We start from the raw sequence: 21,509 nt of genomic DNA, 5'->3' as shown, positions 1-21,509 counted from the left end.
GGTAGCTCTCCAAGCTTTTACCTAAATTAATTAGGAAGTTTCCGTATGCCCTACGGTACTTATCAAGTATTTAGTTTTTTAAGTTTTTTACAAAAGTGCTATTCCGACTGAGAAATCGGCATTGTACGAATTTTGGCTCGTTTGACATCCTAGCAAGATCAATTACACCATTTAATATTTTTCAGAAGGTTTTTATTTGTACAGAGTTATCACCTACAAAATCTGTTTCTCATATTATTATTATACCTAAGATTAGAAAGAAAAGCAACTAAAGTTGCTAAACTAAACACATTGCTCGGTTTCATCCCTCGGATAAATCACGAGGGCTTTCACCATCGCTTATGACGTAAGATTAACACCGCTTAAATCCAGCCCCGCCAGAGAGACATTAGGTGCAATTAAATAAGCACCGATTTGTTCAGGATCAAACCCTTGAGGAAAACAAGTTTCTCTATTGTACAGACTGCTTTGCCAGTTCACTTGCTCCAGATTTGCCTCACTTAAATCAGCCTCAAATAAAAAACAGCGACTCAGATTGCTGCGACTGAGATTAGCGCCAATCAATAAAGAACCTCGCAAATCCACGCCCAATAGGTTAACCTGGCAGAGGTTAGCACCATTGAGATCAACACCCATCAAGCGGGCGACACTCAGATTAGCACCACTTAAATCCACACCCGTCAACGTGGCAAAACTCAAATCAGCCGCCACTAAATTCGCTCCCATCAAATCAGCACCACTCAAATCAGCGCCTCGCAGATCGGCTCCTTGCAAGTCAACACCCTGCAAATTGGCATTGTGCAGGGTAGCACGACTCAAGTTTGCTTGGACTAATTTAGTTTGACTCAGGTTGGCATAAGTCAAATCTACCGCTCTCAGAGTGGCGCCCCTCAGGTTGACTCCATTTACGTCGATGAGAAAAAAATCCCGTTCGCCTGCGTTGTATCTGCTCAATAGTTCATCAGGGTTCATCTGCATCTACCTTTATTTATTTTTGGCTAACCCTTAGCCGTCTCGTTGCTGAGTTGGTAGCGCCAATACCAATCTTTTCTCTACCAACACTTGAAAGGCTGAGTAGAGATCTTTATGTCGGTATTAATCTAGGGGATGCTTTGGTGGCATTAATGGCAACTTGACCGACTTGAGTCATGACTTGACGTAGATGCCCTGACCTGATTTATTTTATCGACAGATTAATCATAGTATCAATTACTTTTGCTCGTTGCCAAGTATCCTTGGGTAGAAATGGTGTCCCTTCGCTCAGATAAAATAAGATTGCGTTGGATTCGGCAAGAAATTTGCCCGGTTCAACTTCTAGAACAGGAACTCGTCCATTGAGATTTTTTGGCATAAATTCAGGGGTTCGACTTTCTCCGTTTAATATATTCACCTCTACCAGCTCAAACGGAATCTCCAGTTGAGTTAGTAACAAACGTACCTTATAGCAATTTCCTGACAGTAAAAAATCGTATAGTTTCATCATTAGTTATTGAATAGATTATATAACATAATTCCATAATTTTACTTAAATCAAGAGCTATATTCTACCCAATTGCGCCCCTAACGGCGTGATTCAAAGATGTAGGGGCGGGTTTTACTACTATCTTTTCCGTTGCACCCAAATGCCATTAAACCCGCCCCGATTCATATCATGTCCGGTTGAATACCCATAATTACGGTGATGGGTTGAGGGGGAGCAGGGGTGAGGTAACAAACCCCGATGAAAAGGCTATAGTGAAAGTATTTCCAACTTCATCAAGAACAGAGGTGAGCATGAGTAGCCGACGACAGATTCCTAAAAAAAATTCCAATCACTCCAGTTTAACTCCAGCGGTTAATCCGTTAAAAAATCGTGGGTTTGGTAACGGGATTCAGGCACGATCAGCAGCGTTACCTAGAACCAATTTGCTACAGACACGCCCTTTTGGTTCCCCAATCCAGGGGTCAAAGCAACCCAAGCCAACCCAGTCTGTCTCTGCACAACTGAAGCGAACCTCACAATGGGGTTACAATGGTCTGGCTATTCCAGTTCATGCACCCGGTTCATCCCCGTCAGTTCAGAAACAGGAAGGGGTTAGCGAGTTGGGGAATGGGTTTCAGTCGTCGGTAACACCTCACGCTAATTTTGGTTTAAATCCATTGAATCATGCCAACGTTCATAGACTTAAACCTGCTGTGCAGCAAATTAGTAGTCCAAAACAAATCAATCGGTTTTTAGATGATATCTGGAACACAATTTCTGATACAGCGGCAAATGTTTGGGATAAGGTAACGGATGCGGCGTCAAAAAGTTTGAATAGTAGCAATCCGAACAATAAGACATCAGACTCACTCCAGCTAAATGTACCCGTTGGCGAGTTTACTGTCACCGATCCACAAGCTATAATTCGCCAACCGCCTCCTTCTTTAACGCCAGAAAAAGGAAAACCTCTTATAGAAAAAGGTTCAACCGTTTTGATTGTAGACGGTGTTCGGAAAAATGGCAAAGATTATGTGAAAGTTCAATATAATAGCACCTCTGAAACCCAGGAATCTTCTGCCAATTTAGTCTGGACGGCAGCCAGCAATATTCAGGGGCTTCCAGCAATTTTGCTCACCATGAATCCTAAACCGAAAGAGCCAGACGAAGATGAAAATGAAGATGTCGTTGTGCCTAAACCCAGTCGTCAAACAGTTCCGGGTTTGCCAGAAAAGCCTGAGTTAGAGCATCCGGAATTCTTGGCTCTTGTGCAAGAAATGGAACAGATGGAGCAGAATCCACTGCTTGTTGAAAAAGAACACAAGGAAGAAATCGGGGATGAGCGAACAGCTCGCGTGAAAAAGATTGCAGAAATTCGTCAACGGATTGCGGCACTGGAGGATACAATAGCCGACGTTGATGCAAGCAAACTTAAGAATGCCCAGGCATATCTTTATCGGCGATTAGCACCACTCGCACCCTATTTTGGGCAGATGGCGAATACGAATATCCTGGCAAAGGGAGACAAAAAAGGTGACAAAGGTTGGGATAGAACCTGTAACGTGACGGTTCCGGCAATGGTTTTAGAAGGGATTGGGAAAACGAAAGCGGATTATGATCAGTCAAAATTGCCATTGCTTAAAGATATATTTGAGGCACTAGAAGGTAAATATAAAAAACGGAAAATCTACGAAGAGGCAACGGGTTTTGATGCCTTACGCCTGCCTGATTTCATGGCACTGATTGGGATTGCCCGATGGATGCCCGCCGGTTTGCAAAGTCTATCAGAGGATGAATTTGTCAATGCCGTGTCAAAGGCTCGCCAAACGGCGGCGGCAAAAACCACACACCATTCAACCATGATGTACTTGATTGAGCAATTTGGTGGCAAATATGAAAAGTCAGGGGTTTATTCGAGTGAATTGAACCAAATTGGTGAGGCACAGAGAGACTATACCAAGGCAAAGTTGCGGCAGCAAAATCCTGAAGCATGGCGGGAACTCTATAACGAAGTCGAGTCAGGTACAAAGTCTTTTGCTCAACTGAGTGACAAAGATAAGAAACGTTACAAAACGATTTGGAAATATGAGCAATTGAATAAAGAAAAAGCAGATGAACTTCTCCCCGTTGATACCTACCGCGAAGCCGTGCTCAAGAAGATTAATCCTTTGTTAGATAAAGGGGCGCAAATTTTAGTCGGAATGGAAAATCATTTTATCCGTCTGGATGCGTTAGATCAAGACGTTATTCAAGTTGATGATCCGGGCGAGAAAGGATTTAAGAACCTACAGGTGACGTGGGAAGAGGCACGTAATTTGGGCTACTTTAAAGGGTTCTGGGAAATTACGGGTTAGTTACTCTAGAGTAATTGTTTCATAGTTTAACAATTATCTGTGAAAAAGAAAAATTGATCAACCGACTGGCTGGGCAAATGTAGAGACGTAGCATGGTACGTCTCTACCCCCCATCAATCTGTTATCTGATTCATCACAGATTCAAATCCGTCACCGCACCCACACTACTAGACGCCACTAATTTGGCATACTTCGCCAGCACTCCTTTTGTATACCGAGGTTTGGGGGGTTGCCAATTGGCGCGGCGTCGTTGCAGCTCCTGATCGGATATATTAAGTTGTAACAATCGCGCTGGGGAATCAATCGTAATCGAATCCCCTTCTTCGACTAACGCGATCGCACCCCCAACAGCGGCTTCTGGGGCAACATGACCGACTACCATACCATAAGTGCCACCGGAAAAGCGACCATCGGTAATTAATCCTACCGAATCCCCTAACCCCGCACCAATAATTGCCGATGTTGGCGCTAGCATTTCCCGCATTCCTGGACCCCCTTTTGGTCCCTCATAACGCACCACAATCACATCACCAGCCTGAATCTTACCCGCCAAAATCGCATCCAGACAATCTTCCTCAGATTCAAAGACTCGCGCAGGACCGGTGATTTGGGGGGTTTTCACTCCGGTAATCTTCGCCACGGCGCCTTCGGTTGCCAAATTTCCTTTTAAAATGGCTAAATGTCCTTGGCTATAGATAGGATTATCCCAGGGACGAATTACATCTTGATCCCTTCGCGGTTCGTCGGGCACCTCGGCTAATATTTCCCCTAGGGTTTTCCCGGTAATGGTTAATGCATCACCGTGTAACAAATCATGAACCAGGAGCATTTTCATCACTTGCGGAATGCCCCCAGCTTGGTGTAAATTTGTGGCGACATATCTGCCACTGGGTTTAAGATCACACAGAACCGGAACTCTGGCGCGAATGGTTTCAAAGTCATCCAGGGATAACTCTACCCCGATCGCACGCGCAATTGCCAATAAATGCAATACCGCATTTGTTGATCCGCCCACTGCCATAATTACCGAAATGGCATTTTCAAAAGCTTGGCGGGTTAAAATCTGTTTGGGTAGAATCTGCTGACGAATCGCTTCAACCAGAATATAGGCAGATTTTTCTGCACTCTCTGCTTTTTCGGCATCTTCGGCTGCCATCGTCGAGGAATAGGGTAAACTCATCCCCATGGCTTCAAATGCCGAAGACATGGTGTTGGCGGTGAACATCCCCCCACAGGAACCCGCACCGGGGCAAGCATGACGTTCTACTGCAAGCAGTTGTTCCTCACTAATTTTACCCGCACTATGTTGTCCTACCGCTTCAAAGGCGCTGACAACGGTTAAATCTTGTCCATCCAGATGTCCGGGTTTTATCGTCCCCCCATAGACAAAGATAGCGGGGATATTCAGACGCGCGATCGCAATCATTGCCCCTGGCATATTCTTATCACAGCCACCAATTGCCAGCACCCCATCCATACTTTGACCATTACAGACGGTTTCAATGGAGTCAGCAATCACTTCCCGTGACACCAGGGAATATTTCATCCCCTCGGTTCCCATGGAGATCCCATCGCTAATGGTAATTGTGCCAAATATTTGCGGCATCGCCCCAGCTTGTTTTAATCCGGCTTCTGCCCGCAGCGCTAAATCATTGATGCCCATATTACAGGGCGTGATTGTACTATAGCCATTGGCTAACCCGACAATCGGCTTGGTAAAATCGCGATCGCTAAAACCGACAGCACGCAGCATAGCACGATTTGGCGATCGCTGAACGCCTTGGGTAACGACTTGACTTCTCACATTGTCTGGCATTGGCTTACTTTCCTTCGTCATTTGTCATTCGTCTTATTTTTGCACGCTTACTCCTGTGCTTCTGTGTTTCTCTACAGGACAATTTCTTCATTATCACTCACGGACTCACCAATCATGAATTCCTTAAGGTAAACTTGATGCTTTAATCGCCTTTGATGCACATCTACCTAGGCAATCACAATACAATTATGGATGCCGATGAACTGCTGAAACGATATGCAGCAGGGGAACGGGACTTCAGAGGAGTTAATCTTAGGGGCGCCTCCCTGATTGGCGTTGATCTGACTCAAGCCAACCTGCGAGGAGCAGACTTAAGCCAAAGCAATCTCACGGGGGCGTTTCTCAAATTGGTCAACTTTCGAGAAGCGAATCTCAATCAAGCTACGCTACAGGGAACGGATTTAAGCGCCGCTAACCTCATTTCCAGTAACTTGAGTCAAGCCAATTTTAGTGAAGCCAATTTAATCAATGCTAGTTTGCGATCCTCTACTTTGAATGGTGCTAATCTGAGTCGTGCCAATCTGTCGGAAACAATTCTGAGTGAGGCGATACTCCGGGATGCTAACTTAAATCAGGCAAAATTGATAGACGCTTCACTCAGCCGCACGAATCTTTCTGGTGCTACGTTAATGGGTGCCAATTTAGAAAAGGCGAATTTGACGAATGCCATTCTTTTAGAGACGAACTTAAAAGAGGCAAATCTGAGCAAAGCCCTTTTACATAGTGCTAACTTTACCCGGGCAAACCTAAATCAGGCAAATTTAAGTCGGGCGATTCTTAATGGCACAAACTTGACCCAAGCGACACTCATAGAGGCTAACTTAAGAGGGGCGAGTATCAGTTGGACAACCCTACGCGGCGCTAATCTCAGCAAGGCAAATTTATATCGAGCTAAACTGTGTTGGTCTAATTTAACGGATGCAATTTTACTAGAAACTGTTTTGCTTGATGCCAATATGGCTCAGGTTAACTTGCGCGGTGCGACGTTAACGGGTGCTATATTACCTGATGGATTAAATTATGAGTAAGTTGCTCTTTTGCCTTTTGCCTTTTGCCTATTACTGGTATACTATCAATGATTGCAAGCAAAACCTGGAAACGATTTGGACTATTTGCCCTGTTAGGATGGCTGTTGAGTTGGCTGGTAAGCTGTAGCCCCGCCCCGACAACCTCCGCGTCTGGAGAATTAGAGTTCTGGACGATGCAGCTTCAGCCTCAGTTTACAGAGTATTTTAACCAAGCGATCGCGGATTTTGAAGCCGATAACCCAGAGGTTAAAGTACGGTGGGTAGATGTCCCTTGGGCAGAAATGGAGCGTAAAATCTTAACGGCTGTATCGGCAAAAACGGCACCGGATGTGGTTAACTTAAATCCCAGCTTTGCCTCCCAGCTTGCCACTCGTAATGCTTGGTTAGACTTAGAGGGAAAAATTCCTGATGAAATCCGGCAGCAATATTTACCCAAAATCTGGCAAGCGAGTACAATTGATAATCAAAGTTTTGGCATTCCTTGGTATCTGACTACAAGGGTGACGATTTACAATCAGGATTTACTCAAACAAGCCGGAATTAGTCAACCGCCAACAACTTATGCTGAACTGGCAGAGGTGGCTCAGCAAGTGAAAGATAAGACGGGTAAATATGCCTTTTTTGTTACCTTTGTCCCCAATGATTCCAGTGAAGTGTTGGAATCTTTTGTGCAGATGGGTGTGCAGTTAGTCGATGCAGAAGGAAAGGCAGCGTTTAATACGCCAGAAGGAATTGCTGCGTTTAAGTATTGGGTAGATTTGTATCAAAAAGGACTCTTACCGCGAGAAGTTCTCACCCAAGGACATCGAAATGCAATTGAATTATATCAAGGGGGGGAAACGGCTTTGCTGGCGTCGGGGGCGGAATTTTTAAAGACAATTGAAACCAATGCGCCGGATATTGCTAAAGTATCGGCGACATCTCCTCAAATTACCGGAAAAACTGGGAAAAAGAATGTGGCGGTGATGAATTTAGTGATTCCACGGGATACGAATAACCCAGAGGAAGCGGTAAAGTTTGCTCTATTTGTGACGAATACCCAGAATCAGTTAGCCTTTGCTCAAGCGGCAAATGTTTTACCGTCAACCATTGAGGCGGTGGAACAGTATCAAGCACAATTGTCAAGTAATCCGAATGCTTCCCCGGTGGAACAAGCACGGGCGATTAGTGCTAGTCAGTTAACAGAGGCGGAGGTATTAGTACCGGCGATGAAGGATTTAAATAAGTTGCAAGCCGCGATTTATGAGAATTTACAGGCGGCGATGTTAGGAGAAAAGGAGGTAGAACAAGCTGTAGCTGATGCAGCCCAGATGTGGGATAATTTGTATGTAGTAAGGGCTTTAGCCCTTCATCACTTCAACGCAGGAACTACAGGAAAAGCAGGGGAAGCAGGGGAAGCAGGGGAAGCAGGGGAAGCAGGTAGAGACGCGCCATGGCGCGTCTGGGAGCAGGGGGAAAGAAAGTTATATCTTTGAATGCAACTTGGTATAACCTTAAAATTATACCGGCTTTCGACAGCGCAACTACGAACCAAGAAAATAACCCACCAGATAAAGAGAACCGCACAGGACAATGGTAGAATCAGAAGCGGTCGCTGTCGCTGCTTGCAGTCCAGCCTCTAAGTTAGGATAGGTGTGACAATCGGTAAGAGTAGGACAAACCGATCGCGCGATCGCAGCTAGTTCTTCTGGCTCGGCTGAGCTATGATCAGGCACAGGAACCAGGTAAACGCGATCGCGCGATCGCAGTAATGCCCGGAATATCCCCTCATGCTCTTTGGTTGAGAGTATCCCCATTACCCAGGTTATAGGGGTATTTAGCCTATCTACATACTCACGTAAACCTGTCGCCGCCGCCGGATTATGGGCGCCATCCACCAGTAGGGGATGATTATGCCATTTTGTCCATTGTAAACGCCCTAACCATTGGGTCTTTGCTATCCCGGAAACAATCGCAGAATCAGGGATATGCCAACCTTGGTGAATCAGGGATTGACAAGTCGCGATCGCCACAGCAGAATTGGTTAGCTGAATCTCCCCTAGCAACGGCAATGGATAAATTATCCCCTGATAATTTGCCCATAATGGCGCATCTGAATTTTGATGTAGGGGCGGGTTTAGGGACTTAGGTGTCGCGATTGATGATAACCTTTGTTCAAAACCCGCCCTGAATAAATTTTGCCTATTGAATTCCTTTGCCGGTTCTACCCAGGTTACCGGACAATTTAACTGCTCGATGCGAGATTGAACAACGGCTTTGGCTTCTGGGGGAAGGGGGGCGATAATCGCCGGACAATTCGATTTCAGGATACCCGCTTTCTCGGTAGCAATTTGACTCAGCGTGGAACCCAAAACCTGCCAATGTTCGCGGCTAATCGAGGTAATAATTGTCGCCAAAGGCTGATCACAAACATTGGTTGCATCCAAGCGCCCCCCTAACCCCACTTCAATCACCGCAATATCCACTTGTTTCTGGGCAAAATATAACCAAGCCGCCGCCGTGATCACTTCAAACTGCGTCGGGGAATCTTCCGTATCTGGGGGAATCGCGGCTTGAACTTGTTCGAGCAATTTTACCAGTTCTGCAGTAGAAATGGGGTGTTGATTGATACAGATTCGTTCTGTCCAATCGATTAAATGAGGAGATGTATAACGTCCAACCCGATAACCCGCTTCACTGAGAACCGAGGAAAGATAGGCGCACACGGAACCTTTCCCATTGCTTCCCGCCACATGAATGATGGGAACACGCTGATGGGGATTACCCAAAGCCTCCAGGAGTCGCTGGATGCGTTCTAAGCCCAGGTGAACACCAAAGCGTTGATAGGGTTGCAGCAGAGAATTAATATTAATATCCATACACCAAACTCGTAGGGGCGCACCGACGTGCGCCCTTGTCAACTTAAGCTAAACCCCTCACCCCCAGCCCCTCTCTATCCCCCCTAGCCCCCCTTTGAAAGGGGGGGAAATTTGAAAGGGGGGAAATTTGAAAGGGGGGGAAATGAGGAGGGTAGGGGGACGGAAGGGGGATCTAAAAATGACGAAGAACTAATAACAATATTTACCATCTTGAGGTGTTGGATTCTCCTTCGCCATTCGTAATGTTCCCAAAAGGGTAGAAACAAATACACAACGCTTGGCTTTCCCTCCCTGCTTCGTGGTCAACGTTAACCGCCCGAAGGGAGGTGTCACATGACCTTTGAAGTTAAATTCAACCTTATACACGCCATCACTAAATTTTAGAGTAGTCTCGCCATCTATGCGAATATTGGGGTCAAGACTCTGCCAATGGGCTGTCGCTGGCGTAACCGTTTCAGGATGAACCGCCCACTGTACAATCTGATCCTGTTCCCGAAAGCTAGCTTGCCAATCCACTTTCTGTAGCTTAGCATTACTTTTCGCCGCTTGCATCGCTTGGTAAACTTCGTATTGCGCTGTATTTAAACGCTGTCTATTCGTAAAGTTTAGCCAACCCGGAGCCGCGATCGCACCCAATATCCCAATCATGAAAACGACTATCGTTACCTCCATTAATGTATATCCCGCCGTGGCGTTAGGTTTGGCGTTTATTAATTGATTGTTATTCAACATTTCAGTTACCCTGAGCCCATCAATGTGTCATGTATCAGGAGTGTCAGGCTGTGCATGTAGTCACCCATTTTTATGAGCTAATCCCTAAACCCACAATCAATGAGTCAAACCGGTTACTATCTGCAACTTAAGCAGTTCCAGGTTACAAAACTATCCGTCAAGAGAGCATTTTACTCCCTAAACGCATCAATAATCGGCTACAACTCTCTAAAAATTGGATGCTCCTCTGGCAACTCCTTTTTGATATTTTGCGACAAGAGTTTTTTGATGAACAGGGGAATGTTAGAAATGTTTATTTAATAAATCCTTACGTCTTAAAAATTAATAGGACTTCACAAATTAACGGATCTTGGAGGTAATATCAACTTTGATTAATCACTGCGGACAATTGTCTCCTTGTTCCAGTGCCATTGAGCCAATGATTGTTTTGACGACGACGCAGCGAGCTGTAGACTCAATGGGGTCACCATTAGATTTGGGTACGGCTACGGTAACATCAATACCACTATCTGGATCTTGACCATCAACAGTCGCTAGGTTACCTTGGTAATCAAAAGTGATTGTTCTTGCCGTCGTAAAACTACAATCAGAATTGTTTGTTTTTTTATTAGCTCTACTGCTATCAATATTTGAGCAGAGAGTAACCTGTTCGGGTTTGATGTCTAACCCTTGACTTAAAGGTTTCCAAGCGTTGCTATTGTTGGCTAGATTAATCGCTTGACCTGCTCGATCTTCTGTCGGGTAAACAGCCACTTGGGGAAGTGTTCCAGCCGGGTTTCTAAAACTAACGCTATAACTCAGTTGTGTCCGTTTAGCTTCCCGTTGAGCCTCCTGTAGAGCACTCCATACCCCATCATTCACCTTCGCTACCCGTTGACGATTGACAAAAGCTAGCCAACCCGGAGCGGCAATAGCGGATAGAATAGCGATCATCAGGACAACCACAATCAGTTCCAGCAGACTGAATCCAGCTTCGCCTTGGGTTGAGTCTTCCGGGTGCATGTCAACTTTGTAGGTTGGGTTGAGGAACGAAACCCAACTTATCCGGTTAGCTGGAATATTGCCTGTAAACCTGACATGATCCCAGTCTTCCCGCCTAGGGGGTTGAGTTTGACCCATGGCTTGTTTTGAGCGACTTTTTAATAAGGTTGATTTATTCATCGCTTTACCTCGTGAGACTCCAACCTCAGCGAAGCAGGTTGGAGAGGAATAGAGGTCAAACCGAGCCGTTCGACGCTGTGAGGTTTGACCGGTCCAGGTGAAGGCACGACGATTAACCCCGTGCTTCGCTGCAACAACTGGACTTTTTTAGCCGTGAATTGTCCAAGCCGTTTCCAGTTAATATCGCTAACTGAAACTTGTTTTTCGGTGTCTCCAGAACACCAACCAATGTAAGCTTTTCCGGCTTTTTCGGCTACAACTTTGTCACCTTTGCTGAAGCCATGGCGGGTAACTGTGCCGCCATACTTGCGCCGTTTACCCCCTTTAGATGGAACACACAGGTGTAACTGCCTACGGCTAATTGGTGGTCTACGGATTATCGCAAAGGGTGCAGGTGTGATTTGGACATTGCCACACCAGCCGCCATGTTTAGCATTATCAGAGTGCCATTCCCGCCATTGGATGAATTCAAACGCCGCCAAGGTTACGCCGTCAACAGCATGAGTTGCAGGTGTCTGGTTAGCCTTGTTTTTCTTGTCCTTAGCTAATCCCAGCCATTGTCTCAGTTGGCTAGTTCCATTACCATCTCGTTGCCATCCCCGATGGGTTAAAACGGGAGCTAATTCAGATAACCATTTCAGCATTTGCCGTTGACCCACCATAACTGGCGAGAATCCAACGCCAAACCGCGCTGATTTTCTTCCGCTAGTCCTATCCACATCAGCCATAACTAACTCATAGTGAATGGCGCTAATAGGGAATAGCTTGAACAACTCCTTAACTACCCGTAACTCTAGCTGCTTGTTGGCTCGAATAGAAGGGGGTAATTTGCCTTGTCTACGGTTATTGAACCTCTTTTGGCGGTGACACCGCTCAGAGTAGGGTAACTTTCGGTTAATCCGTCTACCGCGTCTAGCTCGACGCATTACCCGCCGTAATTCCATCCGCTCCTTAACTGTCTTGAACGGTAAGACTAGATGTCCCATCCAAAGGGTGAATAAACCCGACTGAACCCCGATCCCGGAGTAACTTTTACCGGGATCTATACCCATGGCTATAGGCTGCGTTTTCTCTCCTGTTTCAAAAGTTAACTGAATGCCAAAGCAATCTAAGTCGTTGTGTACCACTTTGGCTTTACCCTCCTTTAGCCAACGCCTAGCACGACTAGGTTTGGTTGGCATTAATGGCTTACCTGATTTTGATAGAACTGGTACTCGCAGCATGGTGATAAACCTTCGAGTAAAAGTGTTTAGTCCCTTCCCGCCATCTCAACTAGGATGTCTTGGCTTAACAACAACCCGACAAAAGGTTTTAGAGCGAATCCGAACTAGGGAAGTATCCGGAGGTCTGTACCAAGTTGAGACTCAGTGCGGTATTCAACGGTTTAAATTGCCGTTTGTCCGGCAATCCCTAATCTCAAGCGATAGCTAGATTAGGGTTGTTGAATGATCATTTGAAAGTACAGTTTTTAGCAATAACCAATGATGGGTAAGGGATACTCTTTATAGAATAGCTATTCGATAGATCCTACCCCCTCCACTGTAATCGTTGAGTTGGGGAAGTAGGGAGAATCTTTATCATATTCTGCCTTATTTTGAATTCGGGCGAGGGCATTGCCTCGCAAATACACGTGAGCCAATGTCCTTTCTGTGTCTACGCAAGCGAAGAAGCTAGTCATGGAATTGGCAGGGAGAGTGTTTAACTGTTGTGGCGTTTTTGGGTCGGGTTTATCTCGTTCTCGCTCTTGTAGTTTCCCATTATCCAATCCCAGAGGCGATAGGCAATAATCGGCTGAAACAGGTCTAAGATCTGCGTTTCCTGGTACTTTACTTTGATCAATGTAATCAACTAATACGTTAGTATAGCCTAGAGCGTTACCCTGTGTAATTGGACCACCCGCCGACTCCCACGCATTCATTGACGTTTCAATAGACTGACCTCGTTTGAGTTGAAAAAGCTGAAATTTTGGATCAGCTTGATTGGCACTAATACGTGCATTAGGATCAGAAGAAGTAGGGTCTCTAATTCCGTCACTAATTTCAAAACGAGCAATTCTGGCGGCGTTTGACCACCGTTCGACACTTGCACCTTCAATTAGGGAATAGACAACTAGCGAGTAGACAAAGTAATCATTACATTGTCTTTCCTTCTGTTGTTTGCTAAGACTTGTTGGACAAGATCTACCTGTGGTTTCAAAGTTTCTATCAACAGCCCTCGGTAAATTTTTCCGCTTCCAAAATGCTAAGACGGGCTCACCTTCCATGTTCACAAGACTATCCCCAATTCCTGCAGTACCTGTTCCCCGAAGACCCTTACCATCATAAATGTAAACAGCTTGCTCTAAATCGCGAGCGATGTAGTCAAGGGCAGCTTGCAGTTCCTGTTCTGTCGCCGCTTTAGCTTGCTCTTTTCTATCTGTGGCGAGGATGTTGATCATGAAGCCGAGCAGCGGCGTGATCACTAAAGCGGCTAAAATAACCGCGACGAGGAGTTCAATCAGCGTAAACCCCTTGGCTTTTTGGGTTGACCCTGAGCCTTTGCGCTGAGATTTGAAGATTGATTGAATTGCCTCTCTCATGATATACTGCTCCGTAAAAGTTACTCAAAACGCGGGCATTTTTTGACCCTTCACGTCCCTCAAGGGAACCGAGTTTTGAATTTGTTCTCTCTGCTGAGTTGTACTAGCAACCCCCCGTGATACCATTGGCGGTACATATTGCTCGATACTGACCAAGCTGGTCTTCCTTTACAGGAATCTCCGTTGACATGATCACCAAGGGGGCTTGTTCTTTGCTTATACCCGTTCCCCCGGTAAAACTTGATTGAGTCGAACCAGCGGTAAATCCCTCGGTAAACTCAGAGATAAACGAATCAGCCCGGTAGACACGCACCCCTAACTTGTAATTTGGATAGACTTGATTGGCAAACTCTCGATTACTCCCAGTAAGATCATAAATACCAGAAGTGGTAATTTTGCCGAATGCCTGAATGATGAAGTCTTGAGAGGTCCTGCAACCACCTCCATCCCCATCTACACAGTAAAATACAGAGTCGTTTGATGTGGGTGAAGTACAGTAGACTCGATTAGCGGGGCAATTAGGAGCTGCTTTAGTGGGAGGAGCAACTTGATTCAAGTTGTCATCATCTCTACTTGCGGCATCCCTTGTAATCGCCTTATGAGTTCCTTGTGTACTGCCAGTATCCGTCGGTCCAAAGGGAATCGCTCCGGTTCTCACCCCATCCAGATAGGATCTTGCCGCTTGAGTGGCAAGTTCCACACGTTTGGCTTGAACCCGCGTAGCCACTGACAGCGTGATTACAGGTGCCAACCCAATCATCAGAATCGTTACCACAATAATTGCTACTAACGATTCGATGATCGTAAAACCAGACTGACTTCCTTGGCGGGATTTCCCCCCCTGGCAATTGTTATCCGGGTGATAAGCACCCCTAGGAACATTGACGGAAGGATTCAAGGGAACTGGCTCTGGAGAAGTCAGTCGTTCGAGGGCAAATGACATCGGGGAATATCCGCGATTCAATTGCCTTTGATTTTGTTGCATCTGCTTGGGCTTGTTCATGGTTTAATCTGCTGCTGGTTCAAGCCTTGGGATTTTTTACCAGGGACAACGGGGACGTACATTCTCACTGACCGCGTAAGGCTCTGGGTTTCCTGGTACTTTGGCGCACAATAGCGCTTGTAACCAGGGGTCATCCCGGGAAACTTCTCGGTAGAACTCATCCGGCTCTCCGGTAGGTGGTGTTGTGAATTGGCTACTGAATAGGTCAGGGAGCTGACTCAGTAAGCCCACATCATAACCATAACGCCGATCTTGGGGTACGGAGTGGGGGATTTGACCACCGGAGGTAGAAGTGCTGTACCGTTGAGTGTAATCAAACAGTCCTCGTTGCTGACCCGGTGTTTGTGGCTGATTAAAAAATCCGGTATCTAAGAACGGTTGGTAAGGACCTGTGGCATAGCTACTCCGGTCAAACTGCATTAGAGAACCACTAATAGATAGGATGCGTTTTTGTCCACTCCAAGACCAGGCTTCCAAGATGCGGGCGAAGTTACCAATACCACCATCGGGTTCACCCTCCCGTGCTGGGGTGTTTCCGACTGCACTGATCAGGTTAAAGGTGCTGTCAGTCGCTTTTTGATGCCAGTTCGTTTGCTCTACGTCAGGGTTAAAGTTCCCACTGGGTTGGATAGTGCCGCCAATTGCTCTAGGGATTTGCAGTTGTAAAACGGGGACGGTTATGGGTTGGTCTTGGGCGGTCATGCCGTAGATTTTGACATTCGTTGCGCCGGGGGTTATGCCGCTGAAGCCGAGGAAACGACCTCCGATGATTTCTACCTTGTTGAATGTGATGGCATTAGCCCGCTCGCCGATAAAGTTACCTGCTAGTCGATGGGGAGCTCCTGAAGTGTCGAGAAATCTCAGCTCTCCCCCATTTACAACCCAGTATATGTTGTTGGGATCAACGCCACCTTCTAGGTTGAGCTTAACGCCATCTCCAGGACTTCCACCTCCAAATGTAAGACCACCAGTAGTATTTCTTAGGACAAATATCGATTCTGGTGTACCCTTAAGCGTAATCGTCGCACCGTAATCAAAAGTGTTTACAGGAAGGTCATAGACATTAACTGACTTTTGCGGGTTTTTAGAAGCAGGATTTTCAGAAAGTTTTGCTTCCAGTGTTCCCCCAGTTGCGGCTAGACTCCGTGTGGGTATCACAATTGCGTCCCCAGCCGTAGCCGGGACGAGAGCGGAAGGCATCAGGGCTTGTCGTACCAGGTTAATTCTGATTCTAGCTTGGGGAGATAGAACCTCACCAGCACCCAATGCTGTATCAGTTGGATTATTAATCACATTTGTATCTAAGCATCCTGCTTCCAAACAGAATGGGTATTTCGTAATTGGATTGTTTGGCTGGTTATCTAAATTGAGTCGAGCCAATTCCGCTGCAATAATCTCTCCATACTCCTTATCTTCTAGTGCTTTAGGCACGAATAGCTTGAAGTCGTTGGCTGTCCCATTCTTGACATACTTCTCTTTGACACCACCCGTTGCATCAAGCACCCGTGCATACCTTGTTGCATTGGTTTCGTAGTAAATTGGTCGGTCAGCCTGATAGGCAATCTGCGCTTGGGCTCCGGGGTCAGTAGTGCTTAGTGTGGTGCGGAACCAAAGGGTATTCTGGGTACTGCGGTTGGGTACATTTACGTTTGCCGCCGAGCCCGTGCCCCCATACACACAGCCATTGTTCTCCGGGACGTTACCTGTATGATCTAGGGGACAGCCGACGCCAATGGGTCGCACAGTATTGTTAACGGCATCGTTCAGAATTAAGGTATGGTTGGCAGTCCGGGCAAAGGCGATGCGGCGCGGGAAGCGTCGGTCTGATTCCATCAAAGCGGGTAGGGCGGTTGTGCCAGCACCCAGACGCTCTCGACGAGTTGGACTCAGAGCCGTCCAGTCGGCCGGTGTATTACGTATACCACTGACAATTCCGAGTCGGTCAATCGTCACATTTTTCTCAGCCGCATTATCCAACCTATCATTCCCATCACTGTCATATCCCACAACCCAGTCCTCCGCCGTACAAGCAGAAACCGGTAACTTGCGGCAGAGTTCCATCACATATTCCCCAGCGTCATTGAATCGTCGCTGAACGGGAGTGACAAAGTTATTGAAATAGGAGCTGCCAATGTAATTGTTACCCCGTTGAGAGTAATCACTTTCTCGGGGAGTTGTGCCATTAATCGTTATCCCCTCACTGCTAAATCCATTGGTGACAAAGTTGTTGGCAAAGAAGCCATTGTTCAACCGATTGGTGATAAAGCTCTGATTGATAACGTTATTATTTCTGAGGTCGTAATCCCCTTCATCGCGGAAGCCAAATCGGAAATCCCTCGACAGCAAGGTCATCGAATCAGCAATCACCGTTGCCGGACGCCAGGTATCCCCGGTTGTACAACTCGGTAGGCGAGCATCACCAGGACGACAAGCGAAATTGGGATTGAGTGCATTCGCATCTCCTGCTCTCCCGCGCGTGTAGAAGTTTGCCCACGTTGCCGTATTCAGCGCCGTTCTGAATTCTTCCTGACTGTGAGGATTGAACAGAGACTCATCGCTAGGATCGACAATTTCATTGGCGTTCGTATCTGACCAAGCCCAAATATAGGCGGGTAAGTCGGTGACTAAAGTCAGTCCCTTTTCCTCCTCCCGGAACCGTTCAACGTTGCCGCGGGCAAGGTTTTTGCCATTGAATAGCAGGATGCCACTGGGACGACGGGTGGGGTCAAGTTTGTAGTCCACGGGACTTTGGCGTCCGGCGCGGGTTTTATCTGCCTCGCTTAAGCCCTCACCCGGAAGCCGATAGCCTGGGTTTTGTGAGTCGGGAAGCAATTGGCTCAGGTCTGCCAAAGCATCGTCCCGCGAGGCATAGATAATGCCACTGTTGGGCAAGAGGTATTCAGCTGTCCCACTTCCAGGGATGAATGAACCACTAATGCGTTGATTACGTAGTTTATCTAGGTCTATCTTGGTGACCCGTACTTCTAGGGGTTGGCGCTCTTCTATTGGGAGGTCGTACTCTCCGGTTAAGTCAGCGACAGATTCGACTGTTAAGGTGTCTGACTTATCTTTATCAATGGCTTGAATCTGGCGACTATCCAGGAATGCCACTTCGCTAATTGCCCCGTGGGGGATGACACTATCATTAGGTGTGGCTCCCCCTAAAATATGCAAGGAGCAGATTGTCGAGTCAATTGCTGCTTGCTGGGCGAGAGTCCGGTCAGCATGGGCGACCAGCAACGCTTGGCGCAGGGGTTCGTTGACAAAGCGTCCATTGGGAAAGACGAGATTCGCTTGATAGGCAAGTTGCTTTTCTATGCTATTTCCGTAATCTTCTGCACCCTGACCCCGCACCAGCCCCTGCAATGTATTCATTTGCCCAATACCTACTGAAGTTGTGCTGGGGGGAGGATAACTCACACCGTTATTCGACTTGCCCTGAACAACTGGTTGATCCGAGGGCCAGTCTAATTGCCCACTTACATCCGGTAAGCCTTGGCGATTCCTGGCGGTAGTGGCGTTAGTCGGGTCGTAGTAGCTACTGACGCAGGCAATGGGTTTTTGCTCTCGGTCAGTTCCTTCCGACGGGCGTTGGTATCTGTCTTGAGCATAGTGGTAAACTGCTGTTGCCCTCATCCGCAGGTCGCCCTTGGCATACTTGCGTGTATTGGGGTCGATTGTGGTATTATTACCCCCCCCTACGGGTCTAAAATCATTAGCACTCAGATCGGGGAATGGACTGTTTTGCGGCGCGGTGGGCAAGCCCTGACCATCATTATCTTTCCAGCCTGTCTCTTTCCAGACCGGATTAGGAGCTAATGTCCCAGAGTCGGCGTTTGAATAGACGATCTCACCCGCCATAGGGGACATGGGCATAGTATCGGGCCAAACAATGGGAAACTTTTCTACTACTGTAGTCGAGGGGTCATCATAATAAGTGGTTTTTACCTTAATTGCGCCAACGGTCTCATCATTGATTTTCGCCTCAATCGTTTCCGTTGTGGGGTCATCCCAGGTGGGCGGGGGTAAGAAAGAGTTTTTGCGTTCATACACCCCAGCACCGGTGACAATTCGCAAGCCGCCCACTGGGTCGAGTAAATTTTCCGGTTGTCGGGCAGCTTCTTTTTCCCAGAACCCATCTCGACTATTATCCCCCACATCGCTCAGGGGAGTAACCTGGGTAGCACGAGTGCGTGTCTCGTTGGTTCCGTTTGGTAGATCCCATGTCGTACCAGCGATGTCCTGACGTTCGTTTTCCGCAACGGCGTTTCCATCCTTGTACCAGACGGCAGGCAGATTGTGACCGACTAGGATGCGATCGCCCACTTCATTTTCGCGATCGCCCTCTTCTAGAATATCGGGAACTGTCGCTGCGGGCCTAACCTTATTGCCGTTGATATTAAGTTCAATGGGCGCATATCCGGCGGGTATACTCTTACCATCCGCCCCATAGGGAAACATCCATTTGTCTGGCGGACGCAACTGGTCTCCCTGACCTTGTGCCTTATCGGCTGCAGTAAAGGTTAAGGTTTCATCGACTCCCCTGGCTACTTCTTCAAATGGAACTCGCCTGGTTCGGTCGCTGAAGTAGGCGGTTAATGCCTTTTCTCGCACCTCCTTTCTTTCATTTGCCGCCGCTTCTTTAACTTGGGTTTTGACATCGTTTGGATCATTGGCGTTGTATCCCTGATTGGCTGGAGCTTGGTTGTCCGCTATCCATGTGCTCACTAAGTACTCGACACGATCTCTGTAGGCATTGTCATTGTAGAGGACAGTTCTGGGAATCTCAGTGCTTCTTGCCGACTGATTACTTCTCGTTAAATCTTTACGTTGTGGATTATTGTTATCAACAAACAGATCAACTTTAACGTCTCTACTGTTAGAGTAGTTATCACTGGTGGGTCCTGCATTAATCACATGACCGCCTACCGTAATTTTGCTGTTTTCTTCCTCATAAAAACAGGAGGCTGGGGCACTCACTTGGAAGAGTTCAACTTCGCCTCCTTGGGTCGTCGTGGTAAATAAGTTACCGTTGGTGATAATTCTGCCATTCAGTCGCAGCGGGTCTCCGGAAACCAGTGCCAAGTCATTTTGGAAGACCACGGCGTTATTACTCAAAGGAATTCTTGCCCGGTCTTGCTGGTATTCTAGTGCTGAGAAACCTGGCGCTGATCCGGCGGGGAAGGGTTGATAGTTATTTGTGTTTCTGTATGGTGAATTGGCAGGAAAATTTTCAATACCCAGATTATTCAGATTCTCAACAATAGGCACAGTTGCCGTATAGACAAAGAAACTCTTCTTCAGAGAAGAGCCAGACTTATACCAACCCGCCTGACTCACCAACTTAGCACTCGTTTCTAGCGCCCCTGCACATACTCCCCTACCTGTGCCTTCATCCATCGGTGGGGTTCTGGCGTCTAAGGGACTTCTGGCTACCTGGAAAGAACCATCTTGATCACGCGCCGGAGAGCGGAAAAATATGCCATATATAGTAAAACTATCAAACTTCCCGTCGCCATTAGTATCAACGGGAAATCGCCAAGCGGTTGTCACGCGATCGCGCTCTTCAAGTGGTTTCGCTTCATCTTGCGTTTTGTTTGAAATATTACCATCACCATCAACATCGTAAGCCACTGTCAACCGTTGTTCATCAGCGAAGTCAAATTTATTATCACTACTGAGCAAGTTATAAAGCGCACTGTCAGAGGGAGTGGCACGAGGCAGTCGCGGATCATTAAATAAAGCATCCAGCTTAGCCGTTGCCCGATCAATGGTGGGCGTTGCGGCTGCCATCACCTCTTGACTCACCCGGTAGTTGCGAGCATTTTTTGCTCGGTCAAAGGAACGAAATACAATCGCGGTAGTGAGTAGGATCACCACCAATATCACCATGGTTACCGTGGGTAGGATAAACCCAGCCTTAGCTAAGCCAGAGCGACGGCGCAAAACCATCAAATTTCGCAATAGCCAAGTCATGAACCCTTTGCTCAGAGTTCTAGATATCTTTAGGAGTTGCCGATAGAGATTCTGAATAACCTTGGCTAGCTTCTTCCGGATTGACATGGGTGATTTCCTTTCAAGCTGAGGTATCGATAGATAGTTAAACTGAACAACAACGCTTTTAGTGGCGTTCTGTCTAAGTGATTTTGAGAATAAGCAATAGCAAGACGTTTAATTAATATGTCCGGATGGGGACGAGCCTGCCTTGTATTATGAGACAAAAGCTCTGGGGGCAAGTTCCCTCTGGCGATAGAATTATTCGAGGTATCAGAAGCAGTTCTCACCGTCACCCTGCATTAATCAGACCGTCTATGACAATCTGTCAGTGAGTCCCTACGCCTAGCTTACCCACTTTCGCGAGAAAAGTGATCACCCTATTAGTTATTTGTCCTTCGTCCTTCGTCCTTCGTCCTTGGTTAAGGGAGATGGGGTGATACCAAATCCGGGGAACGCTACCCCCGTTATAACCTAGTCCGCGCAGGCGGACTTTGTTTGTGTAGCAGCGATTTCAATCGCCTCC

Annotated in this window: 12 protein-coding genes and 1 pseudogene; 3 read left to right on the top strand and 10 right to left on the bottom strand. The window is 47.0% G+C overall.

Annotated features, from left to right (window positions below):
* Positions 1 to 339: 339 nt before the first annotated feature.
* Positions 340 to 972 carry a pentapeptide repeat-containing protein gene (locus RLO19_RS22065; protein WP_446359564.1) on the bottom strand — a complete coding sequence of 211 codons (633 nt, stop codon included), beginning with the start codon at positions 970 to 972 and terminating at the stop codon, positions 340 to 342.
* A 235-nt stretch (positions 973 to 1,207) separates the two neighbouring features.
* A pseudogene (locus tag RLO19_RS22060) lies at positions 1,208 to 1,483 on the bottom strand (glutathione S-transferase N-terminal domain-containing protein); the annotation flags it as partial.
* Between the two features lie 290 nt (positions 1,484 to 1,773).
* Here RLO19_RS22060 and RLO19_RS22055 point away from each other — a divergent pair.
* Complete coding sequence (locus RLO19_RS22055; protein WP_446359563.1) at positions 1,774 to 3,813, top strand: hypothetical protein; 2,040 nt, start codon at positions 1,774 to 1,776, stop codon at positions 3,811 to 3,813.
* Between the two features lie 133 nt (positions 3,814 to 3,946).
* On the opposite strand, the gene ilvD is transcribed toward RLO19_RS22055, so the two are convergent.
* Positions 3,947 to 5,629, bottom strand: a complete 1,683-nt coding sequence (ilvD, locus tag RLO19_RS22050) for a dihydroxy-acid dehydratase (RefSeq protein ID WP_446359566.1) — start codon at positions 5,627 to 5,629, stop codon at positions 3,947 to 3,949.
* Between the two features lie 155 nt (positions 5,630 to 5,784).
* On the opposite strand from ilvD, the gene RLO19_RS22045 reads away from it, so the two are divergent.
* Together RLO19_RS22045 and RLO19_RS22040 are read left to right on the top strand one after the other, a co-directional pair.
* Positions 5,785 to 6,657: a pentapeptide repeat-containing protein gene (locus tag RLO19_RS22045; RefSeq protein ID WP_446359562.1), complete on the top strand. Its 873-nt coding sequence runs from the start codon at positions 5,785 to 5,787 to the stop codon at positions 6,655 to 6,657.
* 47 nt (positions 6,658 to 6,704) lie between these two features.
* Complete coding sequence (locus tag RLO19_RS22040) at positions 6,705 to 8,132, top strand: ABC transporter substrate-binding protein (RefSeq protein ID WP_446359561.1); 1,428 nt, start codon at positions 6,705 to 6,707, stop codon at positions 8,130 to 8,132.
* A 48-nt stretch (positions 8,133 to 8,180) separates the two neighbouring features.
* Here RLO19_RS22040 and RLO19_RS22035 read toward each other — a convergent pair whose 3' ends face one another.
* From RLO19_RS22035 to hpsA, 7 genes are all read right to left on the bottom strand, one after another.
* Entirely contained in the window at positions 8,181 to 9,509 is a 1,329-nt protein-coding gene (locus RLO19_RS22035) for a bifunctional folylpolyglutamate synthase/dihydrofolate synthase (RefSeq protein ID WP_446359565.1), read from the bottom strand.
* Between the two features lie 195 nt (positions 9,510 to 9,704).
* Entirely contained in the window at positions 9,705 to 10,247 is a 543-nt protein-coding gene (locus RLO19_RS22030) for a pilus assembly FimT family protein (RefSeq protein WP_446359560.1), read from the bottom strand.
* A 375-nt stretch (positions 10,248 to 10,622) separates the two neighbouring features.
* A complete protein-coding gene (locus RLO19_RS22025) occupies positions 10,623 to 11,408 on the bottom strand; it encodes a pilus assembly FimT family protein (RefSeq protein WP_446359559.1) in 786 nt (261 codons plus the stop codon).
* The gene (locus tag RLO19_RS22020) at positions 11,405 to 12,631 is read right to left on the bottom strand and encodes an RRXRR domain-containing protein (protein WP_446359558.1); all 1,227 of its coding nucleotides are present in this window, start codon (positions 12,629 to 12,631) and stop codon (positions 11,405 to 11,407) included. The genes RLO19_RS22025 and RLO19_RS22020 overlap by 4 nt, the downstream gene beginning before the upstream one ends.
* A gap of 290 nt (positions 12,632 to 12,921) precedes the next feature.
* A complete protein-coding gene (hpsC, locus tag RLO19_RS22015) occupies positions 12,922 to 13,986 on the bottom strand; it encodes a hormogonium polysaccharide secretion pseudopilin HpsC (protein WP_446359557.1) in 1,065 nt (354 codons plus the stop codon).
* 103 nt (positions 13,987 to 14,089) lie between these two features.
* Positions 14,090 to 14,989, bottom strand: coding sequence for a hormogonium polysaccharide secretion pseudopilin HpsB (gene hpsB, locus RLO19_RS22010; protein ID WP_446359556.1), 900 nt, complete (start codon positions 14,987 to 14,989; stop codon positions 14,090 to 14,092).
* 36 nt (positions 14,990 to 15,025) lie between these two features.
* Positions 15,026 to 21,052, bottom strand: a complete 6,027-nt coding sequence (hpsA, locus tag RLO19_RS22005; RefSeq protein ID WP_446359555.1) for a hormogonium polysaccharide biosynthesis protein HpsA — start codon at positions 21,050 to 21,052, stop codon at positions 15,026 to 15,028.
* Positions 21,053 to 21,509: the final 457 nt, after the last annotated feature.

This window comes from Coleofasciculus sp. G2-EDA-02, from assembly GCF_040226375.1.
Lineage (GTDB): Bacteria > Cyanobacteriota > Cyanobacteriia > Cyanobacteriales > Coleofasciculaceae > Coleofasciculus.
The sequence above is the reverse complement of the archived record's forward strand: the minus strand, read 5'-3'. Positions and strand labels throughout refer to the sequence as shown.

What these genes read in the sequence shown, in the direction of transcription:
- RLO19_RS22065 (WP_446359564.1), bottom strand. Translation starts at nt 972, where the DNA reads ATGAACCCTGATGAACTATTGAGCAGATACAACGCAGGCGAACGGGAT.
- RLO19_RS22055 (WP_446359563.1), top strand. Translation starts at nt 1,774, where the DNA reads ATGAGTAGCCGACGACAGATTCCTAAAAAAAATTCCAATCACTCCAGT.
- ilvD (WP_446359566.1), bottom strand. Translation starts at nt 5,629, where the DNA reads ATGCCAGACAATGTGAGAAGTCAAGTCGTTACCCAAGGCGTTCAGCGA.
- RLO19_RS22045 (WP_446359562.1), top strand. Translation starts at nt 5,785, where the DNA reads ATGCACATCTACCTAGGCAATCACAATACAATTATGGATGCCGATGAA.
- RLO19_RS22040 (WP_446359561.1), top strand. Translation starts at nt 6,705, where the DNA reads ATGATTGCAAGCAAAACCTGGAAACGATTTGGACTATTTGCCCTGTTA.
- RLO19_RS22030 (WP_446359560.1), bottom strand. Translation starts at nt 10,247, where the DNA reads ATGTTGAATAACAATCAATTAATAAACGCCAAACCTAACGCCACGGCG.
- RLO19_RS22025 (WP_446359559.1), bottom strand. Translation starts at nt 11,408, where the DNA reads ATGAATAAATCAACCTTATTAAAAAGTCGCTCAAAACAAGCCATGGGT.
- RLO19_RS22020 (WP_446359558.1), bottom strand. Translation starts at nt 12,631, where the DNA reads ATGCTGCGAGTACCAGTTCTATCAAAATCAGGTAAGCCATTAATGCCA.
- hpsC (WP_446359557.1), bottom strand. Translation starts at nt 13,986, where the DNA reads ATGAGAGAGGCAATTCAATCAATCTTCAAATCTCAGCGCAAAGGCTCA.
- hpsB (WP_446359556.1), bottom strand. Translation starts at nt 14,989, where the DNA reads ATGAACAAGCCCAAGCAGATGCAACAAAATCAAAGGCAATTGAATCGC.
- hpsA (WP_446359555.1), bottom strand. Translation starts at nt 21,052, where the DNA reads ATGTCAATCCGGAAGAAGCTAGCCAAGGTTATTCAGAATCTCTATCGG.